The 22,929-nt window shown below is 64.5% G+C and carries 24 protein-coding genes and 1 other RNA gene; 15 read left to right on the plus strand and 10 right to left on the minus strand.

The annotated features are described in order from the left end of the window. Nucleotides 1-47 precede the first annotated feature (47 nt). Genes LDZ21_RS11920 through LDZ21_RS11930 form a run of 3 tightly spaced genes read left to right on the plus strand, consistent with a single transcriptional unit; the run spans nucleotide 48 to nucleotide 2,971 of the window. Nucleotides 48-1,193 carry a Re/Si-specific NAD(P)(+) transhydrogenase subunit alpha gene (locus LDZ21_RS11920; RefSeq protein ID WP_244793503.1) on the plus strand — a complete coding sequence of 382 codons (1,146 nt, stop codon included), beginning with the start codon at nucleotides 48-50 and terminating at the stop codon, nucleotides 1,191-1,193. Nucleotides 1,194-1,207: 14 nt separating this feature from the next. Then, complete coding sequence (locus LDZ21_RS11925) at nucleotides 1,208-1,528, plus strand: NAD(P) transhydrogenase subunit alpha part 2 (protein WP_244793504.1); 321 nt, start codon at nucleotides 1,208-1,210, stop codon at nucleotides 1,526-1,528. Next, complete coding sequence (locus tag LDZ21_RS11930) at nucleotides 1,529-2,971, plus strand: NAD(P)(+) transhydrogenase (Re/Si-specific) subunit beta (RefSeq protein ID WP_244793505.1); 1,443 nt, start codon at nucleotides 1,529-1,531, stop codon at nucleotides 2,969-2,971. 71 nt (nucleotides 2,972-3,042) lie between these two features. On the opposite strand, the gene LDZ21_RS11935 is transcribed toward LDZ21_RS11930, so the two are convergent. Beyond that, nucleotides 3,043-3,261 carry a hypothetical protein gene (locus tag LDZ21_RS11935; RefSeq protein WP_244793506.1) on the minus strand — a complete coding sequence of 73 codons (219 nt, stop codon included), beginning with the start codon at nucleotides 3,259-3,261 and terminating at the stop codon, nucleotides 3,043-3,045. 230 nt (nucleotides 3,262-3,491) lie between these two features. On the opposite strand from LDZ21_RS11935, the gene LDZ21_RS11940 reads away from it, so the two are divergent. The 10 genes from LDZ21_RS11940 (at nucleotide 3,492) to LDZ21_RS11985 (ending at nucleotide 14,287) form a co-directional block, all read left to right on the plus strand. Next, nucleotides 3,492-4,793, plus strand: coding sequence for a THUMP domain-containing class I SAM-dependent RNA methyltransferase (locus LDZ21_RS11940; protein WP_244793507.1), 1,302 nt, complete (start codon nucleotides 3,492-3,494; stop codon nucleotides 4,791-4,793). An 82-nt stretch (nucleotides 4,794-4,875) separates the two neighbouring features. Continuing rightward, complete coding sequence (locus LDZ21_RS11945) at nucleotides 4,876-6,273, plus strand: aminopeptidase P N-terminal domain-containing protein (protein ID WP_244793508.1); 1,398 nt, start codon at nucleotides 4,876-4,878, stop codon at nucleotides 6,271-6,273. Nucleotides 6,274-6,283: 10 nt separating this feature from the next. Then, the gene (locus LDZ21_RS11950) at nucleotides 6,284-7,483 is read left to right on the plus strand and encodes a UbiH/UbiF/VisC/COQ6 family ubiquinone biosynthesis hydroxylase (RefSeq protein ID WP_244793509.1); all 1,200 of its coding nucleotides are present in this window, start codon (nucleotides 6,284-6,286) and stop codon (nucleotides 7,481-7,483) included. 476 nt (nucleotides 7,484-7,959) lie between these two features. Further along, a complete protein-coding gene (gene dusB / locus LDZ21_RS11955; RefSeq protein WP_244793510.1) occupies nucleotides 7,960-9,051 on the plus strand; it encodes a tRNA dihydrouridine synthase DusB in 1,092 nt (363 codons plus the stop codon). Further along, nucleotides 9,048-9,281 (plus strand): Fis family transcriptional regulator, encoded by a 234-nt coding sequence (locus tag LDZ21_RS11960; RefSeq protein ID WP_087643302.1) that lies wholly within the window; start codon nucleotides 9,048-9,050, stop codon nucleotides 9,279-9,281. Before dusB ends, LDZ21_RS11960 begins: the two co-directional genes overlap by 4 nt. A 64-nt stretch (nucleotides 9,282-9,345) precedes the next feature. Further along, nucleotides 9,346-10,911 (plus strand): bifunctional phosphoribosylaminoimidazolecarboxamide formyltransferase/IMP cyclohydrolase, encoded by a 1,566-nt coding sequence (purH, locus tag LDZ21_RS11965; protein WP_244793511.1) that lies wholly within the window; start codon nucleotides 9,346-9,348, stop codon nucleotides 10,909-10,911. An 89-nt stretch (nucleotides 10,912-11,000) separates the two neighbouring features. After that, nucleotides 11,001-11,543, plus strand: a complete 543-nt coding sequence (ruvC, locus tag LDZ21_RS11970) for a crossover junction endodeoxyribonuclease RuvC (RefSeq protein WP_244793512.1) — start codon at nucleotides 11,001-11,003, stop codon at nucleotides 11,541-11,543. 24 nt (nucleotides 11,544-11,567) lie between these two features. Then, a complete protein-coding gene (ruvA, locus tag LDZ21_RS11975; protein ID WP_035961684.1) occupies nucleotides 11,568-12,149 on the plus strand; it encodes a Holliday junction branch migration protein RuvA in 582 nt (193 codons plus the stop codon). 173 nt (nucleotides 12,150-12,322) lie between these two features. After that, nucleotides 12,323-13,384 carry a Holliday junction branch migration DNA helicase RuvB gene (gene ruvB, locus LDZ21_RS11980; protein WP_035961686.1) on the plus strand — a complete coding sequence of 354 codons (1,062 nt, stop codon included), beginning with the start codon at nucleotides 12,323-12,325 and terminating at the stop codon, nucleotides 13,382-13,384. 3 nt (nucleotides 13,385-13,387) lie between these two features. Further along, a complete protein-coding gene (locus LDZ21_RS11985) occupies nucleotides 13,388-14,287 on the plus strand; it encodes an oxygenase MpaB family protein (protein WP_244793513.1) in 900 nt (299 codons plus the stop codon). On the opposite strand, the gene LDZ21_RS11990 is transcribed toward LDZ21_RS11985, so the two are convergent. The 3 genes from LDZ21_RS11990 to tyrS are packed head-to-tail and all read right to left on the minus strand — an operon-like array spanning nucleotide 14,284 to nucleotide 16,639. Beyond that, nucleotides 14,284-14,931: a histidine phosphatase family protein gene (locus LDZ21_RS11990; RefSeq protein WP_244793514.1), complete on the minus strand. Its 648-nt coding sequence runs from the start codon at nucleotides 14,929-14,931 to the stop codon at nucleotides 14,284-14,286. The two genes, LDZ21_RS11985 and LDZ21_RS11990, sit on opposite strands and share 4 nt — an antisense overlap. Next, entirely contained in the window at nucleotides 14,928-15,386 is a 459-nt protein-coding gene (gene dtd, locus LDZ21_RS11995) for a D-aminoacyl-tRNA deacylase (protein WP_244793515.1), read from the minus strand. The genes LDZ21_RS11990 and dtd overlap by 4 nt, the downstream gene beginning before the upstream one ends. Continuing rightward, nucleotides 15,383-16,639 (minus strand): tyrosine--tRNA ligase, encoded by a 1,257-nt coding sequence (gene tyrS, locus LDZ21_RS12000; RefSeq protein WP_035961692.1) that lies wholly within the window; start codon nucleotides 16,637-16,639, stop codon nucleotides 15,383-15,385. The genes dtd and tyrS overlap by 4 nt, the downstream gene beginning before the upstream one ends. A 297-nt stretch (nucleotides 16,640-16,936) precedes the next feature. On the opposite strand from tyrS, the gene LDZ21_RS12005 reads away from it, so the two are divergent. After that, nucleotides 16,937-18,028, plus strand: a complete 1,092-nt coding sequence (locus LDZ21_RS12005) for an anhydro-N-acetylmuramic acid kinase (RefSeq protein WP_244794837.1) — start codon at nucleotides 16,937-16,939, stop codon at nucleotides 18,026-18,028. Between the two features lie 72 nt (nucleotides 18,029-18,100). Here the strand turns inward: LDZ21_RS12005 and erpA are convergent, their stop codons facing one another. The 3 genes from erpA to rplM all read right to left on the minus strand — a co-directional run bounded on the left by erpA (nucleotide 18,101) and on the right by rplM (nucleotide 19,508). Then, nucleotides 18,101-18,466 carry an iron-sulfur cluster insertion protein ErpA gene (gene erpA / locus LDZ21_RS12010; RefSeq protein ID WP_244793516.1) on the minus strand — a complete coding sequence of 122 codons (366 nt, stop codon included), beginning with the start codon at nucleotides 18,464-18,466 and terminating at the stop codon, nucleotides 18,101-18,103. A 209-nt stretch (nucleotides 18,467-18,675) separates the two neighbouring features. Next, complete coding sequence (gene rpsI, locus LDZ21_RS12015; RefSeq protein ID WP_008351569.1) at nucleotides 18,676-19,068, minus strand: 30S ribosomal protein S9; 393 nt, start codon at nucleotides 19,066-19,068, stop codon at nucleotides 18,676-18,678. An 11-nt stretch (nucleotides 19,069-19,079) separates the two neighbouring features. Continuing rightward, nucleotides 19,080-19,508: a 50S ribosomal protein L13 gene (gene rplM / locus LDZ21_RS12020; RefSeq protein ID WP_035961695.1), complete on the minus strand. Its 429-nt coding sequence runs from the start codon at nucleotides 19,506-19,508 to the stop codon at nucleotides 19,080-19,082. 595 nt (nucleotides 19,509-20,103) lie between these two features. Between rplM and LDZ21_RS12025 the strand changes: the two genes are divergently transcribed. Next, a complete protein-coding gene (locus LDZ21_RS12025) occupies nucleotides 20,104-20,526 on the plus strand; it encodes an OsmC family protein (RefSeq protein ID WP_035961697.1) in 423 nt (140 codons plus the stop codon). A gap of 62 nt (nucleotides 20,527-20,588) precedes the next feature. Here the strand turns inward: LDZ21_RS12025 and rnpB are convergent. The 3 genes from rnpB to pyrC form a co-directional block, all read right to left on the minus strand. Then, an RNA gene (gene rnpB / locus LDZ21_RS12030) (RNase P RNA component class A) lies at nucleotides 20,589-21,003 on the minus strand. Nucleotides 21,004-21,015: 12 nt separating this feature from the next. Beyond that, entirely contained in the window at nucleotides 21,016-21,825 is an 810-nt protein-coding gene (locus tag LDZ21_RS12035) for a DUF3025 domain-containing protein (protein WP_244793517.1), read from the minus strand. A 6-nt stretch (nucleotides 21,826-21,831) separates the two neighbouring features. Next, nucleotides 21,832-22,929: a dihydroorotase gene (pyrC, locus tag LDZ21_RS12040; RefSeq protein ID WP_244793518.1), complete on the minus strand. Its 1,098-nt coding sequence runs from the start codon at nucleotides 22,927-22,929 to the stop codon at nucleotides 21,832-21,834.

The raw sequence follows: 22,929 nt of genomic DNA on the forward strand, positions 1-22,929 counted from the left end.
CGGGCCCCAGGGCGCGGGAAGATAAAACAAGACCGGAGGATTCGAAAATGCACATCGGAGTGCCTGCTGAAACGCGGGCGAACGAGGCGCGCGTCGCCGCCACGCCGGAGACGGTGAAAAAACTCGTCGCGCAAGGGCATCGGATTTCGGTGCAGAGCGGCGCGGGCGTGCGGGCCAGCTATATCGATGACGCGTTCGCCTCCGCCGGCGCTGATATCGTCGATGCCGCCACCGCCTTTTCCGCCGAAATCGTTCTCAAGGTTCAATCGCCGGCCGAAGCCGAACTAGGCTTGCTCACGCCGGGCGCCGTGCTGATCGGCATGCTCGATCCCTTCAACACCGAGAACACCGCGCGGCTCGCCACGGCGGGCGTCACGGCGTTCGCGCTCGAAGCCGCGCCGCGCACGACGCGCGCGCAAAGTCTCGACGTGCTGTCGTCGCAGGCGAATATCGCCGGATACAAGGCGGTGCTGATCGCGTGCCACTACTATCAGCGCTTCATGCCGATGCTGATGACCGCCGCCGGCACCGTGAAAGCGGCGCGCGTGCTGGTGCTCGGCGCGGGCGTCGCGGGCTTGCAGGCGATCGCCACCGCGAAGCGCCTGGGCGCGGTCGTCGAAGCGTCGGATGTGCGGCCCGCCGTGACGGAACAGATCGAATCGCTGGGCGCGAAGTTCGTCGACGTGCCCTTCGAAACCGCCGAGGAACGCGAAGCGGCGGAAGGCGTCGGCGGTTATGCGCGGCCGATGCCGCCAAGCTGGCTCGCGCGGCAATCGGCGCAGGTGCATGAACGTGCGAAGGCGGCGGACATCGTCATTTCGACGGCGCTGATTCCCGGCCGCCCCGCGCCGACGCTGCTGTCGGTCGAAACGGTCAAGCACATGAAACCTGGCTCCGTGATCGTCGATCTCGCCGCCGGACGCGGTCCCGAGTTCGAAGGCCGAAAGGGCGGCAACTGCCCGCTCACGGAAGTCGACGAAGTGGTGATGAAGTACGGCGTGCATATCGTCGGCCATACGAATCTCGCGTCGATGGTCGCCGCCGACGCCTCCGCGCTCTACGCGCGAAACCTGCTCGACTTCCTCAAGCTGATCCTCACGAAGGAAGGTACGCTCAACATCGACCTCGCGGACGACATCGTCGCGGCCACGCTTCAGTGCCGCGACGGACAGCCCGCGCGCGCCACCGCCTGAACACGGAGACGAACATGGATGTCATCAATCACACGGTGATCAACCTGATCATCTTCGTGCTGGCGATCTACGTCGGCTATCACGTCGTCTGGAACGTCACGCCGGCGCTGCATACGCCGCTGATGGCCGTGACCAACGCGATCTCCGCGATCGTCATCGTCGGCGCGATGCTTGCCGTCGGGCTGACGGTCGGCGGCGCGGGCAAGTTCTTCGGCACGCTCGCGGTGCTGCTGGCGGCGGTGAACGTGTTCGGCGGCTTCCTCGTCACGAGGCGAATGCTGGAGATGTTCAAGAAGAAGGAGCCGAAGAAGCTCGTCAGCAAGGAGGGCACGTAAATGAGCCTGAACGTCGTCACTCTCCTGTATCTGGTCGCGTCGGTGTGCTTCATTCAGGCGCTCAAGGGCCTGTCGAATCCGAAGACCGCGCGCATCGGCAATACATTCGGCATGGCGGGGATGGCGATCGCCATCGTCACGACGCTCGCGCTGATCGTCAAACAGGCCGCTTTTCTGGAGGCGAATCTCGCGCTCGGGCTTTCGTTGCTGTTCGCGGCGCTGATCATCGGCGGCGGCGCGGGCGCGTATATCGCGGCGAAAGTCGAGATGACGAAGATGCCCGAACTCGTCGCAGCGATGCACTCGCTGATCGGTCTCGCGGCGGTCTGCATTGCGTATGGCGTGGTGTCGGAGCCTTCCGCGTTCGGGCTGGCCGCGCCCGGCGAGCCGATTCCGTATGGCAATCGCGTCGAGCTGTTCATCGGCACGTTCGTCGGCGCGATCACGTTTTCAGGCTCGGTCATCGCGTTCGGCAAGCTGTCGGGCAAGTACAAGTTCCGGCTGTTTCAGGGCGCGCCGGTGGTGTACTCGGGGCAGCATCTGATCAACCTGCTGCTCGCGGTCGCGATGATCGGCTTCGGCATCATCTTCATGGTGACGCAGGCGTGGCTGCCGTTCGTGATCATGACGCTGATCGCGTTCGCGCTGGGCGTGCTGATCATCATTCCGATCGGCGGCGCGGACATGCCGGTGGTCGTGTCGATGCTCAATTCGTACTCAGGCTGGGCGGCGGCGGGCATCGGCTTCTCGCTGAACAATCCGATGCTGATCATCGCGGGATCGCTGGTCGGCTCGTCGGGCGCAATTCTGTCGTACATCATGTGCCGCGCGATGAACCGCTCGTTCTTCAACGTGATCCTGGGCGGATTTGGCGGTGAAGCGGGCAGTGCTGCGGTGGGCGGCGCGCAGGAACAGCGGCCGGTGAAATCCGGTTCCGCCGATGACGCCGCGTTCATGCTCGGCAATGCCGAAAGCGTGGTGATCGTGCCCGGGTACGGGCTGGCGGTGGCGCGCGCGCAGCATGCGCTGAAGGAACTGACGGACAAGCTCGTCGAGAAGGGCATCGATGTCCGGTATGCCATTCATCCTGTCGCCGGGCGGATGCCGGGGCATATGAACGTGCTGCTCGCGGAAGCGGAAGTGCCTTACGAGATGGTGCAGGAGATGGAGGACATCAACAGCGAGTTCGGGCAGACGGATGTCGTGCTCGTGCTCGGCGCGAACGATGTCGTGAATCCTGCGGCGAAGACGGACCCAAAATCGCCGATTGCCGGGATGCCGATTCTGGAGGCGTACAAGGCGAGGACGATCATCGTGAACAAGCGGTCGATGGCGGCGGGATACGCCGGGCTCGATAACGAATTGTTCTATATGGACAAGACGATGATGGTGTTTGGGGATGCTAAGAAGGTTGTCGAGGAGATGATGAAGGCGGTGGAGTAGCGCCGAGGGTCGCCGGGCCGGGGATATCTCCTTCGAGGCCCGGCGACCATGACACAGGCGACTCAGCAGTGTCAGTCCGCTGCTCGCCAATGATCGGGATTGCCTTGGTCCGTTCTTCGAACCCGGGCTACTAATGGCTTGTAGCCTTTCACCTTGGCGACCGCGATGGCTTCGGCTTGGGTCTTATAGTCGTCGGGCGTAAGTCGTTGCTTCGCGGACAGTTCCAGCGCGTAGCCCGTGATAGCTCCTTCGCGATGCTTCGGAAGCGGTTCAACATAAACATTCGGCATGACGTCTCCACTGAGTCAGGCAGGATTGCCGAACAGACTGTGACGAAAGCCGGGCGGAACGGGTACACGATAAATCCGAATCTGATGCTGCATCGGGCGTGGCAATCACGCGTCGTCGATGAAGTCATCTGCCGAATGTCCGCACCGCGCAGGCAGTCATGACGGTGCACACCGTACTCCACCGACCGCCCCGCGTACAATACCGCCTTTGAACCCCGCAGAATTCCCACATGTCTTCCCCTCTTTTCGACTGGTTTGTCCCCTGCCCGCGCGGTCTCGAAGCGCCGCTCGCCGCCGAGCTTGCCGAGATCGGGGAACGCCATGTCAGCAGCGCGCCGCTTTCGGGCGGCGGTCCGCTGAACGTCGGCGCGCAAGTGCCCGGCGGCGTGCATTTCCGGGGCGGCTGGGTCGCGGGCATGGCGGCGAACCTGCATTCGCGTATCGCGAGCCGCGTGTTGCTGAAGATCGCGCACGGCCCGTATCGCAATGAGAACGACATCTACGATCTCACGCATCGGCAGCGCTGGGAGCAATGGTTCACGCCCAGCCAGACGATGCGCGTCGATCTCACCGCGATCAAATCGCCGCTCAAGAGCCTCGAGTTCACGACGCTGCGCGTGAAGGACGCCGTCTGCGACCGCCTGCGCGACATCAGCGGCGCTCGCCCGAGCATCGACACCGCGCAACCGGACGTGCGCGTGTTCGTATTTCTCACGATGAACGAATGCACGCTCTATCTCGACACCTCCGGCGAACCGCTCTTCAAGCGCGGCTGGCGGCTCGACAAGGGCGCGGCGCCACTGCGCGAAAACCTCGCGGCGGGCATCCTGCGCCTCACCGGCTGGACGCCCGGCACGCCCCTCTTTGATCCGATGTGCGGCAGCGGCACGTTCCTAGCCGAAGCCGCGCAAACCGCGCTCAACATCGCACCGGGCAGCGACCGGCGCTTCGGCTTCGAGAAGCTGAAGCCGTTCCATCCGGGCATGTGGCAAAAGCTCAAGACCGCCGCGACAGAAGCACGCCGCGCGACGCGCGCATCGCAGGCACAGCTCGGCATCTTCGGCAGCGACATTTCCGGCGACATGCTCGAAAAGGCTCGCGCGAATCTGAGCCGCGCGGGCGTCGCCGATGTATCGCTCAAGCAGATCGACGCCCGCAACATGACGCCGCCGACCGACGAGCCCGGCATCCTCATCGCGAATCCGCCGTACGGAGAGCGTATCGAAGTGCGTGGACGCGGGCCGCGTGGCGAAGTCCGCGACACGCCCCGTTCGCGCCGCGAGGACGACGACGCCTTTGCCCGCGCCCAACCCGATCCCGCCGATACCGAATTCTTCATCTCGTTCGGCAACGCCCTCAAGCAACGCTTCCCGGGCTGGCGCGCGTACGTGCTCACGTCCGACCGCAAGCTGCCGGGGCTGCTGCGGCTGCGCGAATCGACCAAAACGCCGCTCTTCAACGGCGCGCTCGAATGCCGGCTGTTCCGCTTCGACCTCATTGCGGGAAGCGTGCGCAACCGCCCGGAAGAGTGAGCATGCACCATCATCCGGAGCCGCACCACTAGGCCGAATGGCCTGGTCGCGCGGCTTCGGGCCCGGCGCTACAATCGGGCGCATGAACTCAATGACCGAACACGCCAGCCCGATCGCCGTCGATATCTACCGTGGCCGCCGCGAACGCCTGCTCGCGGCGTTGCGCGCTGAAGGCGGCGGCGTCGCCATCATCGCGACCGCGCCCGAAGTCATGCGCAATCGGGATACGGACTTCCCTTTTCGTCACGACAGCTACTTCTATTACCTGACCGGTTTCACCGAACCCGAAGCGACGCTCGTGCTCGATGCGAGCGCGCAGAACGGCGAACCCGCGTCGATCCTTTTCTGCCGCGAGAAGAACGCCGAGCGGGAAACGTGGGAAGGCTTTCGCTACGGCCCGGAAGCCGCGCGCGATGCATTCGGTCTCGATGCCGCATTCCCCATCGCCGCGCTCGATGAACAGATGGCGCGCCTGATCGCCGACAAGCCCGCGCTCTTTTACGCGCTCGGCACGTCCGAGGAACTGGATGCGCAAGTGCGCAACTGGCTCGCCGCCGTGCGCGCGCAAGGCCGCAGCGGCGTCCGCGCGCCGGCGAGAGCGCAACATGTGCTGCCGCTCATCGACGAAATGCGGCTCGTGAAGGACGCGCACGAAATCGCGATCATGCGGCGCGCCGGGTCGATCTCGGCGGAGGCGCATCGCCGTGCAATGCGCGCCTGCCGCCCCGGCATGCGTGAATATGAAATCGAAGCCGAGCTGCTCTACGCGTTTCGCCGTCACGGCGCGCAAGCGCCCGCGTATGGCTCGATCGTCGCGGCGGGCGCGAACGCGTGCGTGCTCCACTATCCGGCGGGCAACGCGATCGCGCGCGACGGCGACCTCATCCTCATCGACGCCGCGTGCGAACTGGACGGCTACGCGTCCGACATCACCCGCACCTTTCCGGCGAACGGCCGCTTCTCGCCTGCGCAGCGCGAGCTGTACGACATCGTGCTCGCCGCGCAAGCCGCCGCGATCGACGCCACGCGCGCCGGCGTAAGCTTCGACGCGCCGCATCAGGCCGCCGTGAAAGTGCTGTCGCAAGGCTTGCTCGATACGGGCATCGTCGACAAGACGAAGTTCGGCAGCGTCGACGACGTGATCGCGGAGCGCGCCTACATGCGCTTCTATATGCATCGCACGGGGCACTGGATCGGCATGGACGTGCACGACGCGGGCGAATACCGCGACGCCGATGGCCCCCGCGACGAACAAGGCGCGCGGCCCTGGCGCACGCTCGCGGCGGGCAACGTGCTGACCGTCGAACCGGGGCTGTACGTGCGCGCCGCCGAGGACGTACCCGAGCGCTACTGGAACACGGGCATCCGCATCGAGGACGACGCGCTCGTCACGCCCGGCGGCTGCGAACTGCTGACGCGCGAAGTGCCGGTCGCGGCGGACGAAATCGAAGCGCTGATGCGCGAATCCAACGGCAATTGAAGACCAGAACATGAGCGACGCGATCACCGAACCGCATTTCGACTACGACATCGCCATCGTCGGCGCGGGGCCGGTCGGGCTCGCGCTCGCCGGCTGGCTTGCGCGGCGCAGCGCGACCTCGCGGCTGTCGATCGCGCTGATCGACGCGCGCACGCCCGATGCCGCCGCCAACGACCCGCGCTCGCTCGCGCTGTCGCACGGCAGCCGCGTGATGCTGCAGCCGCTCGGCTTTCCCGCCGACGCCACGCCGATTCGCCGCATCCACGTATCGCAGCGCGGGCACTTCGGGCGCACGTTGATCGAGCACGACGAGCACGAGCTGCCGGAACTTGGTTATGTCGTGCGTTACGGGTCGCTCGTCACGGCGCTTGCGAACGCGGTGAAAAAAACCCCGGTCGACTGGATCACCGATACCTCCGCGCTCCCGCCGTTGCAGGACAACGACGGCGTCACGCTGCCGCTGCAATCCGCGAGCGGCGAGCGCACGATCCGCGTTCGCGTGCTGGTCAACGCCGAGGGCGGGCTGTATCAGCAGGCGCCGCGCGAGGCTGCGGCGCCGGTCGACAGGCGCGCGCGCGATTACGGGCAAACGGCGATCGTCGGCACGGTGAGCGTGTCGGACCCGCAAGCGAACGTCGCGTGGGAGCGCTTCACGAACGAAGGCCCGATTGCGCTTCTGCCCTGCGGCGGGCAGCGTCATGCCGACTATTCGCTCGTCTGGTGCGCCCCGCCCGATGAAGCCGCGCGCCGCATGCAACTGGACGATGACGCCTTTCTTGCGGAACTGGGCGTCGCGTTCGGCGGGCGCATGGGGCGATTCACGCGTATCGCCGGGCGCGCGGCGTTTCCGCTCGGGCTGACGGCGCTGCACGCGCTCGTCGACCGGCGCACGGTGGCCATCGGCAATGCAGCGCAGACGCTGCATCCGGTGGCCGGTCAAGGGCTGAATCTGGGTCTGCGCGATGCGCTAGCGCTTTGCGACGCGCTCTCCGCCGATGGTCCGCGTCCGCTTGCGTTGGCGCATTTCGCGCAGCGCCGCGCGCTCGACCGGCGTCTCACCATCGGCGCCACGGATACGCTCGCGCGAATCTTCACCGTCGATTTCGCACCGCTGGCCGCGGTGCGCGGTCTTGCGCTGACTGCGCTCGAGTTTCTGCCGCCGTTGAAGACGGCGCTCGCGCGGCAGATGATGTTCGGGCAACGGCGGTAACGGACGCGGGCGCTCGTGGCGGCGCCTTGTTCTCTCGGCCGGTCCGCCGCAATTGGCGCGCTGGGGCGGCGCACTCGGCGTTCCCTCACCGACCGACCAGCGGCGGACGCCCTTGTCGATACCTCCCGCGCGCGCTTTCTTCTCCTGCGACCGCTCGCGCTTGCATAGAAGCTTTGAAGCCTGGCCGTTGACCGGCAGACGGCAAATGACAGGCGACAGGCGGCAGGCGGCAGGCGGCAGGCGCAGGGGTAGTGTGACCGACACGCTTTCGGCCGAGTCCATCGCCCCCAAGCCCGAACTTATCCCCCTCCCCCTCGCCCGCTTTCATCGAAGATTTAAAGACTTGCACGCGATTGCTCTTAATTTCAGCAGCCGCTTAGCGTTAAAATACGCGTTTCCTTCCGCATCCTTGCATCCGCCTGACGCGAAGCCGGCATCCTTGCCGCGCAATCGCCAGCGCGGAGGCCAAAGCCTCCATGGTCACCATCGGTTCACACGTTCTGCGCAATAACCTGTTCGTCGCTCCGATGGCGGGCGTCACCGACCGCCCGTTCCGCCAGCTCTGCAAACGCATGGGCGCGGGCTACGCGGTGTCGGAGATGGTCGCGTCCAATGCGCAGTTGTGGAAGAGCGAAAAGACCATGCGCCGCGCGAATCACGCGGGCGAAGTCGAGCCCATCTCGGTGCAGATCGCGGGCGCGGACCCGCAGATGCTCGCCGAGGCCGCGCGTCACAACGTCGCCAACGGCGCGCAGATCATCGACATCAACATGGGATGTCCCGCCAAGAAAGTCTGCAATGTCGCCGCCGGCTCGGCGCTCTTGCAGAACGAACCGCTCGTGGCGCGCATCGTCGAGGCGGTGGTTCAGGCGGTCGGCGTCGGCCCGGACGCGGTCCCGGTTACGCTCAAGATCCGCACGGGCTGGAATCGCGAGAACAAGAACGCGCTGACGATCGCGCGGATCGCGCAGGATGCCGGCATCTCCATGCTCACGGTGCACGGCCGCACGCGCGCCGACCTCTACAAGGGCGACGCGGAGTACGAAACCATCGCGGCCGTGAAGGCATCGGTGAAGATTCCGGTCGTCGCGAACGGCGACATCGCCACACCCGAAAGAGCGCGCGACGTGCTCGCCGCGACGGGCGCCGACGCCATCATGATCGGCCGCGCGGCGCAGGGTCGTCCGTGGCTGTTCCGCGAGATCGAGCACTTTCTGAAGACGGGCGAACGCATGCCGATGCCGCGCATCGACGAGATTCAGCAGGTGATGAACGAGCACCTCGAAGATCACTATGCGTTCTACGGGGAATTCACGGGCGTACGGACTGCGCGCAAGCACATCGGCTGGTACACTCGCGGCCTTTCCGGCGCGGGCACCTTCCGCCACCGGATGAATACGCTCGACACGACCAAAGAACAATTGCTCGCTGTGAACGAATTCTTCGACGCGCAAAAGGCGTTGTCGGACCGTCTCATTTACGTCGACGAGGCGCAGGACGCCGAGGACGCGGCCGGGGAAGAATCGTGCGGCGCGCAAGACCACACCGACCGACTAATAGCCGCATGAGCAGACATAACATCGAACAATGCGTCCGCCAGAGCCTGGACAGTTATTTTCAGGACCTGGACGGCTCGAACCCGCACGACGTCTACGACATGGTGATCTCGTGCGTGGAGAAACCGATGCTCGAGGTGGTGCTCGAGCAGGCGGGCGGCAATCAGTCGCTTGCGGCCGAGTATCTCGGCATCAACCGCAACACGCTACGCAAGAAACTCCAGCAGCACGGATTGATTTGATTCATCGGACTGGGGCGCTTGCCTTGGTCCGGCCTGGTTATCCTTTTCGGTTTCAGTGTTCATCATGATCAAGCAAGCGCTCATCTCCGTTTCCGACAAATCCGGCATCGTCGATTTCGCGAAATCGCTGTCGGAACTCGGCGTCAAGATCCTCTCGACCGGCGGCACGGCCAAACTGCTCGCCGACGCGGGCCTGCCCGTGACCGAAGTCGCCGATTACACCGGCTTTCCGGAAATGCTCGATGGGCGCGTGAAGACGCTGCATCCTAAAGTGCACGGCGGCATTCTCGCGCGCCGCGACCTGCCCGAGCACATGGCCGCGCTGGACCAGCACGGCATTCCGACCATCGATCTGCTGGTCGTGAACCTGTATCCGTTCGTGCAGACGGTCTCGAAGGAACAGTGCTCGCTGGAAGACGCGATCGAGAACATCGATATCGGCGGGCCGACCATGCTGCGCTCGGCGGCGAAGAATCATCGCGACGTGACCGTGATCGTCGATCCCGCCGACTACTCCGCCGTGCTCGACGAAATGCGCGCGAACGGCAACAGCGTCGGCTACAGGACCAACTTCCGCCTCGCGACGAAAGTGTTCGCGCACACGGCGCAATACGACGGCGCGATCACGAATTATCTGACGAGCCTCACTGAAGCACTCCAGCACAGCGAGCGCAATACGTATCCGGCCACCTTCAATCTCGCGTTCGAGAAGGTGCAGGACCTGCGTTACGGCGAGAACCCGCATCAAAGCGCGGCGTTCTATTGCGATCTTTCCGTGCCTGCCGGCGCGCTCGCTAACTACGAGCAACTGCAGGGCAAGGAACTGTCGTACAACAACATCGCGGATTCGGACGCGGCCTGGGAATGCGTGAAGACCTTCGACGCACCCGCCTGCGTCATCATCAAGCATGCGAATCCGTGCGGCGTCGCGGTCGGCGCTGACGCACTCGAGGCGTACTCGAAGGCGTTCCAGACCGATCCGACCTCGGCGTTCGGCGGCATCATCGCGTTCAATCGCGAAGTGGACGAAGCGGCGGCGCAGGCCGTCGCCAAGCAGTTCGTCGAAGTGCTGATCGCGCCGTCGTTCAGCGAAGCGGCGCGCGCGGTGTTCGCGGCGAAGCAGAACGTGCGTCTCTTGCAGATCGCGCTGGGCGCGGGTCACAACAGCTTCGACCTGAAGCGCGTCGGCGGCGGCCTGCTGGTGCAATCGCTCGATGCAAAGAACGTGCAGCCGCACGAACTGCGCGTCGTGACGAAGCGCCATCCGACGCCGAAGGAAATGGACGATCTGCTGTTCGCGTGGCGCGTCGCCAAGTACGTGAAGTCGAACGCCATCGTGTTCTGCGGCGGCGGCATGACGCTCGGCGTCGGCGCGGGCCAGATGAGCCGCGTGGATTCGGCGCGCATCGCGGGCATCAAGGCACAGAACGCCGGGTTGTCGCTGAACGGCTCGGCGGTCGCATCGGATGCGTTCTTCCCGTTCCGTGACGGGCTCGACGTGGTGGTCAACGCGGGCGCGACCTGCGTGATCCAGCCGGGCGGCTCGATGCGCGACGACGAAGTGATCGCCGCCGCCGACGAGCACAACGTCGCGATGATCGTCACCGGCACGCGTCACTTCCGCCATTAAACCGGCTCGCTTCATTTACTATTGGCCTGTTTGCGCTGCTGACGGCGCAAACAGGCCATTTTGATTTCCACGAGCCGCATCGCGAACGAATGAGAATCCTAGGCATCGACCCCGGCTTGCGCGTGACGGGCTTCGGCATCATCGACGTGAGCGGGCATTCGCTCAACTACGTGACGAGCGGCGTCATCAAGACCGCCGATGCCGATCTGCCTTCACGCCTGAACACTATTTTCAACGGCATCTCCACGCTCATTCGCCAGCACAATCCCGATCAGGCCGCGATCGAGAAAGTCTTCGTGAACGTCAATCCGCAATCGACGCTTTTGCTCGGACAGGCGCGCGGCGCGGCGATCTGCGGGCTCGTCGCGAGCGGCGTGCCGGTGGCCGAATATACGGCGCTGCAGTTGAAGCAGGCGGTCGTCGGCTATGGCCGCGCGACGAAGGAGCAGATGCAGCAGATGGTCGTGCGGCTGCTCACCCTCTCCGGCGTGCCAAGCACCGACGCCGCCGATGCGCTCGGCATGGCGATCTGTCACGCTCATGGCGGCTCGGGGCTCGCGACGCTGGGCGGCATCGCGCCGTCGCTCGCAAAGAAAGGCTTGCGCGTGCGACGCGGCAGGCTCATCGGCTAAATCTTCTACCCTCAGAAAGAAAACATGATCGGTCGCATTGCCGGCGTTCTGCTCGAAAAAAATCCGCCGCACCTGCTCGTCGACTGCAACGGCGTCGGCTATGAAGTCGATGTGCCGATGAGCACGTTCTACAACCTGCCGAACGCGGGCGAAAAGGTCGTGCTGCTCACGCAGATGATCGTGCGTGAAGACGCGCATCTGCTCTATGGCTTCCTGACGTCGCAGGAACGGGCGACGTTCCGCGAGCTGCTGAAGATCAGCGGCATCGGCGCACGCATGGCGCTGGCCGTGCTCTCGGGCATGAGCGTGCAGGAACTCGCGCAGACCGTGACGACGCAGGACACCGCGCGCCTGACGCGCGTGCCGGGCATCGGCAAGAAAACGGCTGAGCGTTTGCTGCTCGAACTCAAAGGCAAGCTCGGGGCGGATCTCGGCGCGATGGCGAGCGCGGCTTCGCAATCCGATCACGCGTCGGACATTCTGAATGCGCTGCTCGCGCTGGGGTATTCGGAGAAGGAAGCGCTTGCGGCCGTCAAGAACGTGCCGGCGGGAACGGGCGTGTCGGAGGGGATCAAGCTGGCGTTGAAGGCGTTGTCGAAGGGATGACGGTGTGAGATTGCTTGTCACGGCACTCATTACGATCGCGCTCGTCGCGGGCTGCGCATCCGTAGACAAACCGGCGCCATTCCCGGAAGGACTGGAAGTATTCGGCTAGCAGGAAGCCGACGGCGCCGCGCTTCGCGCCTCGTCGCGAGAAACGCACGCTGTACAATCGACCCATGATCGAAACCGACAAACTCGCCGCCGAACGCATCATCGCGGCCACGCCCGTCTCGCCGAACGAAGAAGCCTTCGAACGCGCGCTGCGTCCGCGCCAGCTCGACGAATACGTCGGTCAGGAAAAGGTTCGCGGCCAGCTCGAAATCTTCATCGAAGCGGCCAAGCGCCGCTCGGAAGCGCTCGATCACGTGTTGCTGTTCGGCCCGCCCGGGCTCGGCAAGACAACGCTCGCGCACATCATCGCGCGGGAAATGGGCGTCAATCTGCGGCAGACGTCGGGACCGGTGCTCGAACGCGCGGGGGACCTCGCCGCGCTGCTGACCAACCTCGAAGCCAACGACGTACTCTTCATCGACGAGATTCATCGGCTGTCGCCGGTCGTCGAAGAAATCTTGTACCCGGCGCTCGAGGATTATCAGATCGACATCATGATCGGCGAAGGACCGGCCGCGCGCAGCGTGAAGCTCGACTTGCAGCCTTTCACGCTGGTCGGGGCCACGACGCGCGCGGGCATGCTGACGAATCCGCTGCGCGATCGCTTCGGCATCGTGTCGCGGCTCGAGTTCTATAACGCGAGTGAACTGGCGCGCATCGTGTCGCGTTCGGCGTCGCTGCTGAAGGCGGACATCGTGCCCGAGGGCGCACTCGAGATTGCGCGGCGCTCGCGCGGCACGCCGCGTATCGCCAACCGCCTGCTGCGGCGCGTGCGCGATTATGCGGAAGTGAAGGCGGACGGCAACATCACCGGCGAAGTCGCGGATGCCGCGCTGAAAATGCTCGACGTCGATCCCGTCGGCTTCGACCTGATGGACCGCAAGCTGCTCGAAGCCATCCTGCACAAGTTCGATGGCGGCCCCGTCGGCGTCGACAATCTCGCGGCGGCGATCGGCGAAGAGCGCGACACCATCGAGGACGTGCTCGAACCGTATCTGATCCAGCAAGGTTATTTGCAGCGTACGCCGCGCGGACGCGTCGCGACCCTGCTCGCCTACCGCCACTTCGGCATTGCCGCGCCCGATGCCGGACCGATTCGCGACCTCTGGGACGCGAGCAACGGTTAGCGCATGTCCGATCAGGCGACGCTGATTACGCGCGTGCGGTCGTCGATTGCGCGCGGCGTCACGAGTCTGACGACCGGCGGCGGTCCCAGGCTCGATTACTCGTCGCCGCCCGGCGATCCCGGGCTTTTCGGGCCGGACGCCGTCTGCTGGAAAGTCCACGCCGATTTCACGTCGATGATGGCAGGCGGCATCAGCGCGCTCCTGCTTCAGACGCTGCATCCGCTGGCGCTGGCGGGCGTGTGGGACCACTCGACATTTCGCACGGATATCCTCGGCCGCCTGCGCCGCACGGCGACGTTCGTCGCGGGAACGACGTTCGGCAATCGCGCTGACGCGCTCGCGCTCATCGAACGGGTGAGGACGATTCATCTTGGCGTCACGGGCATTGCGCCGGATGGCCGGCCGTATCGCGCGAACGATCCCGATTTGCTGACCTGGGTGCACGTCGCGGAAGTGTCGAGCTTTCTCGCTGGCTATCTGCGCTACGTGAATCCCGCGCTATCCGAGGCCGATCAGGACCGTTACTTCGATGAAACCGCGACGATCGCGCGAATGCTCGGCGCACGCAATGTGCCGGTCACGCGCGCGCAGATCGAAGCGTATCTGACCGCCATGCGCCCCGAACTGCAAGCCGGCGATCGCACGCAGGAAGTCATTCGCGCGTTGAAGGACGCGCCGACGCCGAGCATTGCGATGAAGCCGGCGAGCAAGCTCGTGTTCAGTGCAGGCGTGGATCTGCTGCCCGGCTGGGCGCAGGAGATGCTCGGACTGTCCGCGCTTGCGCCGGTGAGGCGCCTGATCGCGCGTCCCGGCGTGCGGGCAATGGCCCCCGTCATGCGCTGGGCGCTCGTCAACGGGATTGCGAAGCGAGCGCGGGTAAGAGCCGCGGCGAAGCCGACCTAAGCGCGTTTGCGCAGGTTGTCGTCATCGGTATCGGTGGCCAGATGGCTGATATCGCCCCACGATACGACCGTCGCGCCATCCACCTCGTAATCGACGACATTCACGCTGCAATTGAGCAGCGGCCAGCCGCGCGGCTCCGACAGCGGCAGCTTCATCGCGAACCGGTAGATGCAATCGAGCACGCCGCCATGCGCGACGCATGCGATCCGCCCGCCCGGATGCGCGGCGACGATCGGTTCCATCGCATGAATCACGCGGTGATAAAACACGCGCTGCGATTCGCCGCCCGGCGGCGCAAAGCCCGGATCGCGCGTCTGCCATTCGATGTATTCGGCGGGAAACTTCGTGTTGATCTCGTCGCTGTCGTGGCCCTGGAACGCGCCGTACTGACGCTCGCGCAAGCCTTCCGCGAGCCGCACGGTAAGCCCGAGCGCATCGGCGAATGGCCGCGCCGTCTGCTGGGCGCGAAGCAGATCGCTCGAATAGACCGCATCGAGCCGGCCTTCGTGCGCGAGACGCTCGCCGAGTTGTTCGGCCTGCAGAAAGCCATGCGCGGACAACGGAATGTCGATGTGCCCCTGAATGCGCTTGATGCGGTTCCAGTCGGTTTCGCCGTGGCGGATGAACAAGACCTGAGTCGTCATGGACGCACCTGAAGCCAAAACGTGACGGGGCCGTCATTGACGAGCGACACCTGCATGTCGGCGCCGAATTCTCCCGTCTCGACGATCGGATGCTTCGCCCGCGCCTCGCGCACGAAGTAATCGAAGAGGCGCTTGCCTTCGTCGGGAGGCGCGGCTGGCGTGAAGCTCGGGCGCAAGCCGCTCGATGTGTCGGCGGCGAGCGTGAATTGCGATACCAGCAGCACGCCGCCCGCACGCCCCGCGCCGTCGATGTTCTGCACCGGCAGGTTCATCTTGCCCGCCGCGTCGCTGAAGACGCGATACGCCAGCATCTTCGCGAGCAGCTTGTCGGCGGCGGCTTCGTTGTCGCCGCGCTCGGCGCAGACGAGCGCGAGCAGGCCGGCGTCGATCGCGCCGGTCACACGGTCGCCGACGCGCACGTCCGCGCGCCGCACACGCTGAATGAGGGCGATCATGCCGAAAGCGAAACGCGGGCGAAGCGGCGCTTGCCGACCTGCACGATGAATTCGCCCGCCTCGACCTTGAGGCCCTTGTCGGAGACGGTCGCGCCGTCGATCTTCACGCCGCCCTGCTCGATATTGCGCAGCGCTTCGCTCGTCGACGGCACCAGCCCCGCCTGCTTCAGCAACTGGCCGATGGCGAGCGGCGCGCCCGTGAGCGTGACCGAAGGAATATCGTCCGGCACGCCGCCCTTCGCGCGATGATTGAAGTCCTCGAGCGCGCGCTCGGCGTCCGCCGGGGAGTGAAAGCGCGCGACGATCTCCTGGGCGAGCATCACCTTGAAATCGCGCGGATTGCGGCCGCCTTCCGCTTCCCGCCTGAAGCCCGCGATCTCGTCCATGCTGCGGAACGACAGCAGTTCGAAGTAACGCCACATCAGCACGTCGGAAATGCTCATCAGCTTGCCGAACATGTCCGTCGGCTTCTCGCTGATGCCGACGTAGTTGTTCTTCGACTTCGACATCTTGTCGACGCCATCCAGCCCTTCGAGCAGCGGCATCGTCAGAATGCATTGCTGTTCCTGGCCGTATTGCTTCTGCAATTCGCGGCCGACGAGCAGGTTGAACTTCTGGTCCGTGCCGCCCAGTTCGAGGTCCGCATTGAGCGCGACGGAGTCGTAGCCCTGCATCAGCGGATAGAGGAACTCGTGGATCGAAATGGGTACGCCGCTCTGAAAACGCTTGGTGAAGTCTTCGCGTTCGAGAATGCGCGCGACCGTGTAGCGCGACGCCAGCTTGATCATGCCGTCGGCGCCGAGCGGCATCGACCATTCGCTGTTGTAGCGGATTTCGGTCTTTTCGCGGTCGAGCACGAGCGCAGCCTGCTCGAAATACGTCTTCGCGTTCGTTTCGATCTGCTCGCGCGTCAGCGGCGGGCGCGTCGCGTTGCGGCCGGACGGATCGCCGATCAAGGACGTGAAATCGCCGATCAGGAAGATCACCTGATGCCCCAGGTCCTGCAACTGGCGCATCTTGTTCAGCACGACCGTATGGCCGATGTGGATGTCCGGCGCGGTCGGATCGAGGCCGAGCTTGATGCGCAGCGGCTTGCCCGTCGCGGCGCTTCTCGCGAGCTTCTGCGCGAACTCGTCTTCGATCAGCAGTTCGTCGCAGCCACGCTTGGCGATGGCGAGCGCCGCGCGCACCTCGTCGGTGATCGGAAGCGCCTGCGCGGCGGGCGAGGAAGAAGCGTTGGAGTCAGTGGTCATGCTTGCGGCTTGTGATGTGTAATGGATGCGATGCCTGGCGCGCGTCGAACGCGGCTTGTGGCGATGACATCGCGCGCAAAGGCTTGTTCAGGCACAGGATTTTACGCGATGACGTTGCGCTTCGTGCCGTTTCCGGGCGTTTGCATCGCCGGCGCGCCGTGCGCAAGAGTCTTAACGCGGCCTCTCATTGCGCGGATAATCGCGGCTTGACGGACGCGCATCGACGAGGAGAGCAACGTGGGGAAGAAAGCCGAAGTGATCGAAACCGGCAAGGCGGACGGCGTGTACTTCGGTCTGATGTCCGGCACCAGCATGGACGGCGTCGACGGCGTCGCGGTGCAATTCACCACGGGCAAGCCGCCGGTCGTGCTGGGCGAGGCGCACGTTTCGTTTTCTCAAGGCCTGCGCGACGCCCTCTTCTCGCTCCAGGCCCCCGGCGACAACGAGATCGAACGCGAGGCGCTCGCCGGGAACGCGCTCGCGACGCGTTACGCGGTCTGCTGTCACGAGTTGCAGAGCGTGAGCGGCTTTTCGGCGTCGAAGGTGCGCGCCATCGGCGTGCACGGGCAGACGGTGCGGCATCGGCCGGAGAAAGGGTATACGCGGCAGATCAACAATCCGGCGCTGCTCGCGGAGATGACGAACATCGACGTCATCGCCGATTTCCGCAGCCGCGACGTCGCCGCCGGCGGGCAAGGCGCACCGCTCGTGCCGGCGTTTCATGCGACCGTTTTCGGTGCGAAGAACGAGACGCGCGTCGTCTGCAATCTGGGCGGCATCAGCAATATCACGATTCTCGCGGCGAACGGCGCGGTGCGCGGCTTCGACTGCGGCCCGGCTAACGCGCTGCTCGACGAGTGGGCGCATCGGCATCTGCAGAAAGCGTATGACGATGGCGGCAAATTCGCGGCGAGCGGCGAGGTCAATCGCCCGCTGTTGAACGCGCTGCTGGACGAGCCGTTCTTCGAAGAAGCGCCGCCGAAAAGCACCGGGCGCGACCTGTTCAACCCGGCGTGGCTCGATGCAAAACTCGCAGCGTTTCCGAACCTCTCTCCCGCCGATGTTCAGGCGACGCTCACCGCGCTCACGGCCACGACGGTTGCACGCGAGATCGAACGCCATGCAGCCGATGCCCGTGCGGTCTATGTGTGCGGCGGCGGCGCACGCAATCCGGTGCTGCTGAAGATGCTGCAGCAGGCGCTCGAACGAACCGGCGCATCGGGCGTCCCCGTCATGACCACCGACGCCCTCGGCGTGCCGCCGCATCAGGTCGAAGCGTTCGCGTTCGCGTGGCTGGCGATGCGCTGCGTCGCGCGTGAGCCGGGGAATCTCGCCGCGGTCACGGGCGCGGCTGGCGAGCGCGTGCTCGGGGCGATCTATCCGCATTGAGCGTTCATGCGCCCGGAAACGCAAAACGGAGCCCGAAGGCTCCGTTTTTCATGCTGACCGCCGAATGAGCGATTAGACCGAGAACGACGATCCGCAACCGCACGTCGTCGTCGCGTTCGGATTCTTGATCACGAACTGCGCGCCGTTGAGATCGTCCTTATAGTCGATCTCCGCACCGACGAGATACTGATAGCTCATCGAATCGACGAGCAACTGCACGCCGCTCTTGTCCATCACGGTGTCGTCTTCGTTGACCTCTTCGTCGAACGTGAAGCCGTATTGGAAACCCGAGCATCCGCCGCCTTGCACGAACACGCGCAGCTTCAGATCCGGATTGCCTTCTTCGTCGATCAATTGCTTGACCTTCTCCGCAGCCGCGTCAGTAAAGACGAAGGGCATCGGCATTTCGGTCGTGGGGGTGTCGCTGACAGCGCTCATGCGAATTCTCCAAGTAGCTTCTAGCCACCATTGTAGGGCTGATCTCAAAATCGTGCCGAATGCCCATGAAATCAAGAGGCTATATGCAAGATCGACGCGTCCGCCCCGTCGCGCCAAAGAAAAAGCCGCCGGCACGTAGCGTGCGGGCGGCTTTTGCGGCAGCTTCGCTTCGAAGCCGGAAGTCCCGGCTCCAGGCGATGCCGAAGCGATTAACGCTTCGAGAATTGCTTCCTGCGGCGTGCCTTGTGGAAACCGACCTTCTTACGTTCCACTTCACGCGCGTCGCGGGTGACGAAGCCTGCGTTCGACAGTTGCGACTTCAGCGTTGCGTCGTAGTCCATCAGCGCGCGGGTGATGCCGTGGCGAACTGCGCCTGCCTGACCCGTCTCGCCGCCGCCGTTCACGTTGACCTTGATGTCGAACGTGGTGGCGTGGTTCGTGAGTTCGAGCGGTTGACGCACGATCATCAGCGACGTTTCACGCGAGAAGTAGTCGGCGATGGGCTTGCCATTGACGATGATCTCGCCCTTGCCCGACTTGATGAAGACACGAGCGACGGCGCTCTTGCGGCGGCCCGTACCGTAGTTCCAGTTACCGATCATGTGGGCTCCCCTTAGATCTCGAGCGCTTTAGGCTGTTGAGCCGTATGCGGATGCGTTGCTTCGGCGTAGACCTTCAGCTTCTTGATCATTGCGTAGCCGAGCGGACCCTTCGGCAGCATGCCCTTCACTGCCTTCTCGAGCGCACGGCCCGGGAAGCGCTCTTGCATCTTGCCGAACGTCGTTTCATAGATGCCGCCCGGGTAGCCCGAGTGACGATAGTACTTCTTGTCCGTGGTCTTGTTGCCCGTGACCTTCAGCTTGCCGGCGTTGATGATGATGATGAAATCACCAGTGTCGACGTGCGGAGTAAATTCAGGCTTGTGCTTGCCGCGAAGACGGCGTGCCACTTCGCTGGCGACACGGCCGAGAACCTTATCCGTCGCGTCAATCACGTACCATTCGCGCGTCACCTCTTCGGCTTTTGCGGAAAACGTCTTCATGATCGATCCAAAAATTAATTTGCCCTTTTGCTCTTGCCTTGTTCGGTCCTGCTTATAGGTGCGCTCGACGGCGCGTGCAGGCTCTCCCAGGCCTCTCTCCGCGGGCGTGTGGCGAAGAGAACTTTGAATTATATCGGGAAAAGACGCGACGAGTCAAAGAGTTGGCCGATTCGGCGGTGAAGCGGCCGCGCTTGAGGCGCGAAGGACGAAAAAAAACCCGAGCGTCTGAGGGCTCGGGTTCAATCCACCAAGGAGGAGGTGGAGGAGACACGGTAGATTCGTCGAACTGCGACAACCAATGAGACCGAGTATAGGCACGCTCGTGCGCAGAGGCAAGGAAATTTGCATCATGGAACGTCAACTCACAATGTGAAATGGCGAACTTTGCCGCTCTCTTCGAAGAATCAACGAGTTGAGCGGCTTTGTTTGCCGTGGCGTACTGCAGAAGCCCAATTCGGAACAGGGATTAATTGGAACACAGCGAATGGCGTCTGGCTTTCCGACGCCGTCAACCCGTGATTGCGCGAAGCCGCCAAACGCATGACCCGCTACAATCGAACCTCTGAAAAACGTGTCAAGCGGCGGGAGCCTGAGCATGGAATGCAAAGTGAGCTGGATGGGACAGGACGGCATGGCTTTCGCCGCCGAAACCGGTAGCGGTCACCTCGTCGCGATGGACGGAGCACCCGAAGGCGGCGGCCGCAACCTCGCACCGCGCCCGATGGAAATGGTGCTGCTTGGAACGGGCGGCTGCACCGCCTATGACGTCGTGATGATCCTGAAGAAAAGCCGCCAGGAGATCGAGGGCTGCTCGGTGACGCTGAAGGCCGACCGCGCGAGCGAAGACCCGAAGGTGTTCACCAAGATCCATTTTCATTTCACGGTGACGGGCAAGAACCTGAACCCGGCGACGGTCGAGCGCGCGATCAACCTGTCGCACGACAAGTATTGCTCGGCGTCGATCATGCTCGCGAAGACGGCGGAACTGACGCATTCGTTCGATATCGTCGAACGCTGAGCGGATTGCATCGAAGAAAAAAGCCGGCGTCACGAATATGACGCCGGCTTTTCTTTGAATAACGACAAAGCAGGCCGATAAGCCGGATTCTGTGCACGCGCCGCCCGAAGACGATCGCGCGTGGCAGCCATTCCTCTAGGCGCGCCATTGCTGACGCGCTCAAGCTTCCTACCCGCAGACGAAACGGGGGCCCCGTCCTGCATCGCTAGGATGCGCGCCTGCCTATTTGGAATTGCTCCGGGTGGAGGTTACCGTGCCGGAACGTCTCGCGACGTCCGCGGTGCGCTCTTACCGCACCGTTTCACCCTTACCTGATCTTCGGACTTGCGCCCGAAGCCATCGGCGGTTTGCTTTCTGTTGCCCTGTTCCGCGTGTTGCCACGGATGGCCGTTAGCCATCACCCTGCCCTGTGGAGTCCGGACTTTCCTCGCCCTCGACGCTCGAAAGCGCCGAGGCCGCGGCTGCCTGGCCTGCTTTGTGGAGTCGATTTTAGCACTGGATGCGCGTGCGGCGTCCCGGACGAAAGACGGTTGCGTCGCCGTAGAACTCGGGCGATTCGTTCGCGGGCCACCAGCCGGGCACGCCGAGAACCGGGAGCGGCGCGAACGCGCGGCTGTCGATCGGGCGCGCGAGCAGGCTCATCGACACGCTTTCGTCGAGCATCGCGCGGGCGGTGGATTCGTCGGCGGCGAAGTATTCCGGCGGAACGTCGACGATCCACGCGTGCCCCGTGCACGCCTTGTACGGCGCGACGAGCTTCTCCAGCAGCGCGTGACCGAAGAGGCGCGCCTCGCATCGCGTGCCCCATGACGCTCGCTCGTCGATGAACAGCGTGCGCCAGTCGAAGCGTCGCAGCGCATCGGCGAGTCGGGGGTCGGCGCATGGGAAAAGAACGGCGTTCTCGTCGAAGAGCGTGAGCGCGTCGCGCACGCCGCCGCGCGTCGGGCCGACGCCGAGCGCGTCGATCTGATCGGCCTGGCGCGTATTCAGCGCCGCCTTCGTGCGCGGATACGCAAACCACATCAGCGCGTTGAAGAAGTCGTGCAGATTGTGGCGCGTCGGCACGCGGCCCGTTTCCGCGATATACCCTTCATACGACGCGCCCGGCGGCAGTTCTTCCTGCGCGATGAAGGCGAGCGGCTTGCCGCGGCCGGTGACGAGCGCGGCTTGCGTCGCGTCGCCGTTGAGTTCAGCGAGGTAGCTGGCGTAGCCATCGAGCGCGGCGGACTGCCAGCGCCTGCCGCGCTCTGCGAGCGTCGCAAGCCACGGGCGCGTCCAGTCGATCGAATGAAACGCCACCGTCGCTCACTTCGCGTCGACGAACCGCCAGCCGATGGTCTCCCCGCCGCGCAACGGCACGATCCGCGTGTCGCCGGCATTGAATTCGGCCGGCAACGTCCACGAAGCGCGCTCCAGCGTCACTGTCTCCGCGCTGCGCGGCAGCCCGTAGAAGTCCGCGCCGTGAAAACTCGCGAAGCCTTCGAGCTTGTCGATCGCGCCGGCCTTGTCGAAGGCTTCGGCGTAAAGCTCTAGCGCATGCAGCGCCGTATAGCAACCGGCGCAGCCGCACGCGTGCTCCTTCAGTCCCTTTGGATGCGGCGCGCTGTCCGTGCCGAGGAAAAAGCGCGAATTGCCCGACGTCGCCGCCTCAACCAGCGCCACGCGATGCGTCTCGCGCTTGATCACCGGCAAGCAGAAATAGTGCGGGCGGATGCCGCCGACCAGCATCGCGTTCCGGTTGAACAGCAGGTGATGCGCGGTGATCGTCGCGCCGATGGGCCCTTGCGCGTCGCGCACGTAGTCGGCGGCGTCCTTCGTCGTGATGTGCTCGAAGACGACCTTCAACTCCGGGAAATCGCGGCGCAGCGGCGTCATCACGCGGTCGATGAACACCTTCTCGCGATCAAACACGTCGATATCGCCGTCCGTCACTTCACCGTGGATGAGCAGCGGCATGCCGCTTGCCTGCATCGCTTCGAGCGTTTTCGCGCACTTGGCGAGATCGGTCACGCCCGCGTCGGAATTGGTCGTCGCGCCCGCCGGATACAGCTTCACGCCATGCACGAAGCCGCTTTCGCGCGCCCGATGAATCTCCTCGGGCGGCGTTTTGTCGGTCAGATACAGCGTCATCAGCGGCTCGAAGCGCGCCGCCGCGCCGTCCTTCGGCAGCGCCGCCAGGATGCGCTCACGGTACGCGGCGGCCATGTCCGTCGTCGTGACGGGCGGCTTCAGGTTCGGCATGATGATCGCGCGGCCGAACTGGCGCGCGGTGTGCGGCAGAACGGCGGCGAGCGTCGCGCCGTCGCGCACGTGCAGGTGCCAGTCATCGGGGCGCGCGAGCGTGAGCGATGCGGGTGTCGTGGTCGAAGCGGTCGTGTCGGGCGAAACAGAAGTGGCGGACAT

It is taken from the genome of Caballeronia grimmiae (assembly GCF_022879615.1).
GTDB lineage: Bacteria > Pseudomonadota > Gammaproteobacteria > Burkholderiales > Burkholderiaceae > Caballeronia > Caballeronia grimmiae.

Bases quoted from the DNA above. Each gene is read 5' to 3' on its own strand.
- dusB (WP_244793510.1), top strand. From the start codon at position 7,960: ATGGTCACCATCGGTTCACACGTTCTGCGCAATAACCTGTTCGTCGCT.
- LDZ21_RS11950 (WP_244793509.1), top strand. From the start codon at position 6,284: ATGAGCGACGCGATCACCGAACCGCATTTCGACTACGACATCGCCATC.
- ruvA (WP_035961684.1), top strand. From the start codon at position 11,568: ATGATCGGTCGCATTGCCGGCGTTCTGCTCGAAAAAAATCCGCCGCAC.
- rpsI (WP_008351569.1), bottom strand. From the start codon at position 19,068: ATGATCGGTAACTGGAACTACGGTACGGGCCGCCGCAAGAGCGCCGTC.
- LDZ21_RS11920 (WP_244793503.1), top strand. From the start codon at position 48: ATGCACATCGGAGTGCCTGCTGAAACGCGGGCGAACGAGGCGCGCGTC.
- rplM (WP_035961695.1), bottom strand. From the start codon at position 19,508: ATGAAGACGTTTTCCGCAAAAGCCGAAGAGGTGACGCGCGAATGGTAC.
- ruvC (WP_244793512.1), top strand. From the start codon at position 11,001: ATGAGAATCCTAGGCATCGACCCCGGCTTGCGCGTGACGGGCTTCGGC.
- LDZ21_RS11935 (WP_244793506.1), bottom strand. From the start codon at position 3,261: ATGCCGAATGTTTATGTTGAACCGCTTCCGAAGCATCGCGAAGGAGCT.
- tyrS (WP_035961692.1), bottom strand. From the start codon at position 16,639: ATGACCACTGACTCCAACGCTTCTTCCTCGCCCGCCGCGCAGGCGCTT.
- pyrC (WP_244793518.1), bottom strand. From the start codon at position 22,929: ATGTCCGCCACTTCTGTTTCGCCCGACACGACCGCTTCGACCACGACA.
- LDZ21_RS11945 (WP_244793508.1), top strand. From the start codon at position 4,876: ATGAACTCAATGACCGAACACGCCAGCCCGATCGCCGTCGATATCTAC.
- LDZ21_RS12025 (WP_035961697.1), top strand. From the start codon at position 20,104: ATGGAATGCAAAGTGAGCTGGATGGGACAGGACGGCATGGCTTTCGCC.
- LDZ21_RS11925 (WP_244793504.1), top strand. From the start codon at position 1,208: ATGGATGTCATCAATCACACGGTGATCAACCTGATCATCTTCGTGCTG.
- LDZ21_RS11930 (WP_244793505.1), top strand. From the start codon at position 1,529: ATGAGCCTGAACGTCGTCACTCTCCTGTATCTGGTCGCGTCGGTGTGC.
- dtd (WP_244793515.1), bottom strand. From the start codon at position 15,386: ATGATCGCCCTCATTCAGCGTGTGCGGCGCGCGGACGTGCGCGTCGGC.
- LDZ21_RS11985 (WP_244793513.1), top strand. From the start codon at position 13,388: ATGTCCGATCAGGCGACGCTGATTACGCGCGTGCGGTCGTCGATTGCG.
- purH (WP_244793511.1), top strand. From the start codon at position 9,346: ATGATCAAGCAAGCGCTCATCTCCGTTTCCGACAAATCCGGCATCGTC.
- LDZ21_RS12005 (WP_244794837.1), top strand. From the start codon at position 16,937: ATGTCCGGCACCAGCATGGACGGCGTCGACGGCGTCGCGGTGCAATTC.
- LDZ21_RS11940 (WP_244793507.1), top strand. From the start codon at position 3,492: ATGTCTTCCCCTCTTTTCGACTGGTTTGTCCCCTGCCCGCGCGGTCTC.
- LDZ21_RS11960 (WP_087643302.1), top strand. From the start codon at position 9,048: ATGAGCAGACATAACATCGAACAATGCGTCCGCCAGAGCCTGGACAGT.
- LDZ21_RS11990 (WP_244793514.1), bottom strand. From the start codon at position 14,931: ATGACGACTCAGGTCTTGTTCATCCGCCACGGCGAAACCGACTGGAAC.
- erpA (WP_244793516.1), bottom strand. From the start codon at position 18,466: ATGAGCGCTGTCAGCGACACCCCCACGACCGAAATGCCGATGCCCTTC.
- ruvB (WP_035961686.1), top strand. From the start codon at position 12,323: ATGATCGAAACCGACAAACTCGCCGCCGAACGCATCATCGCGGCCACG.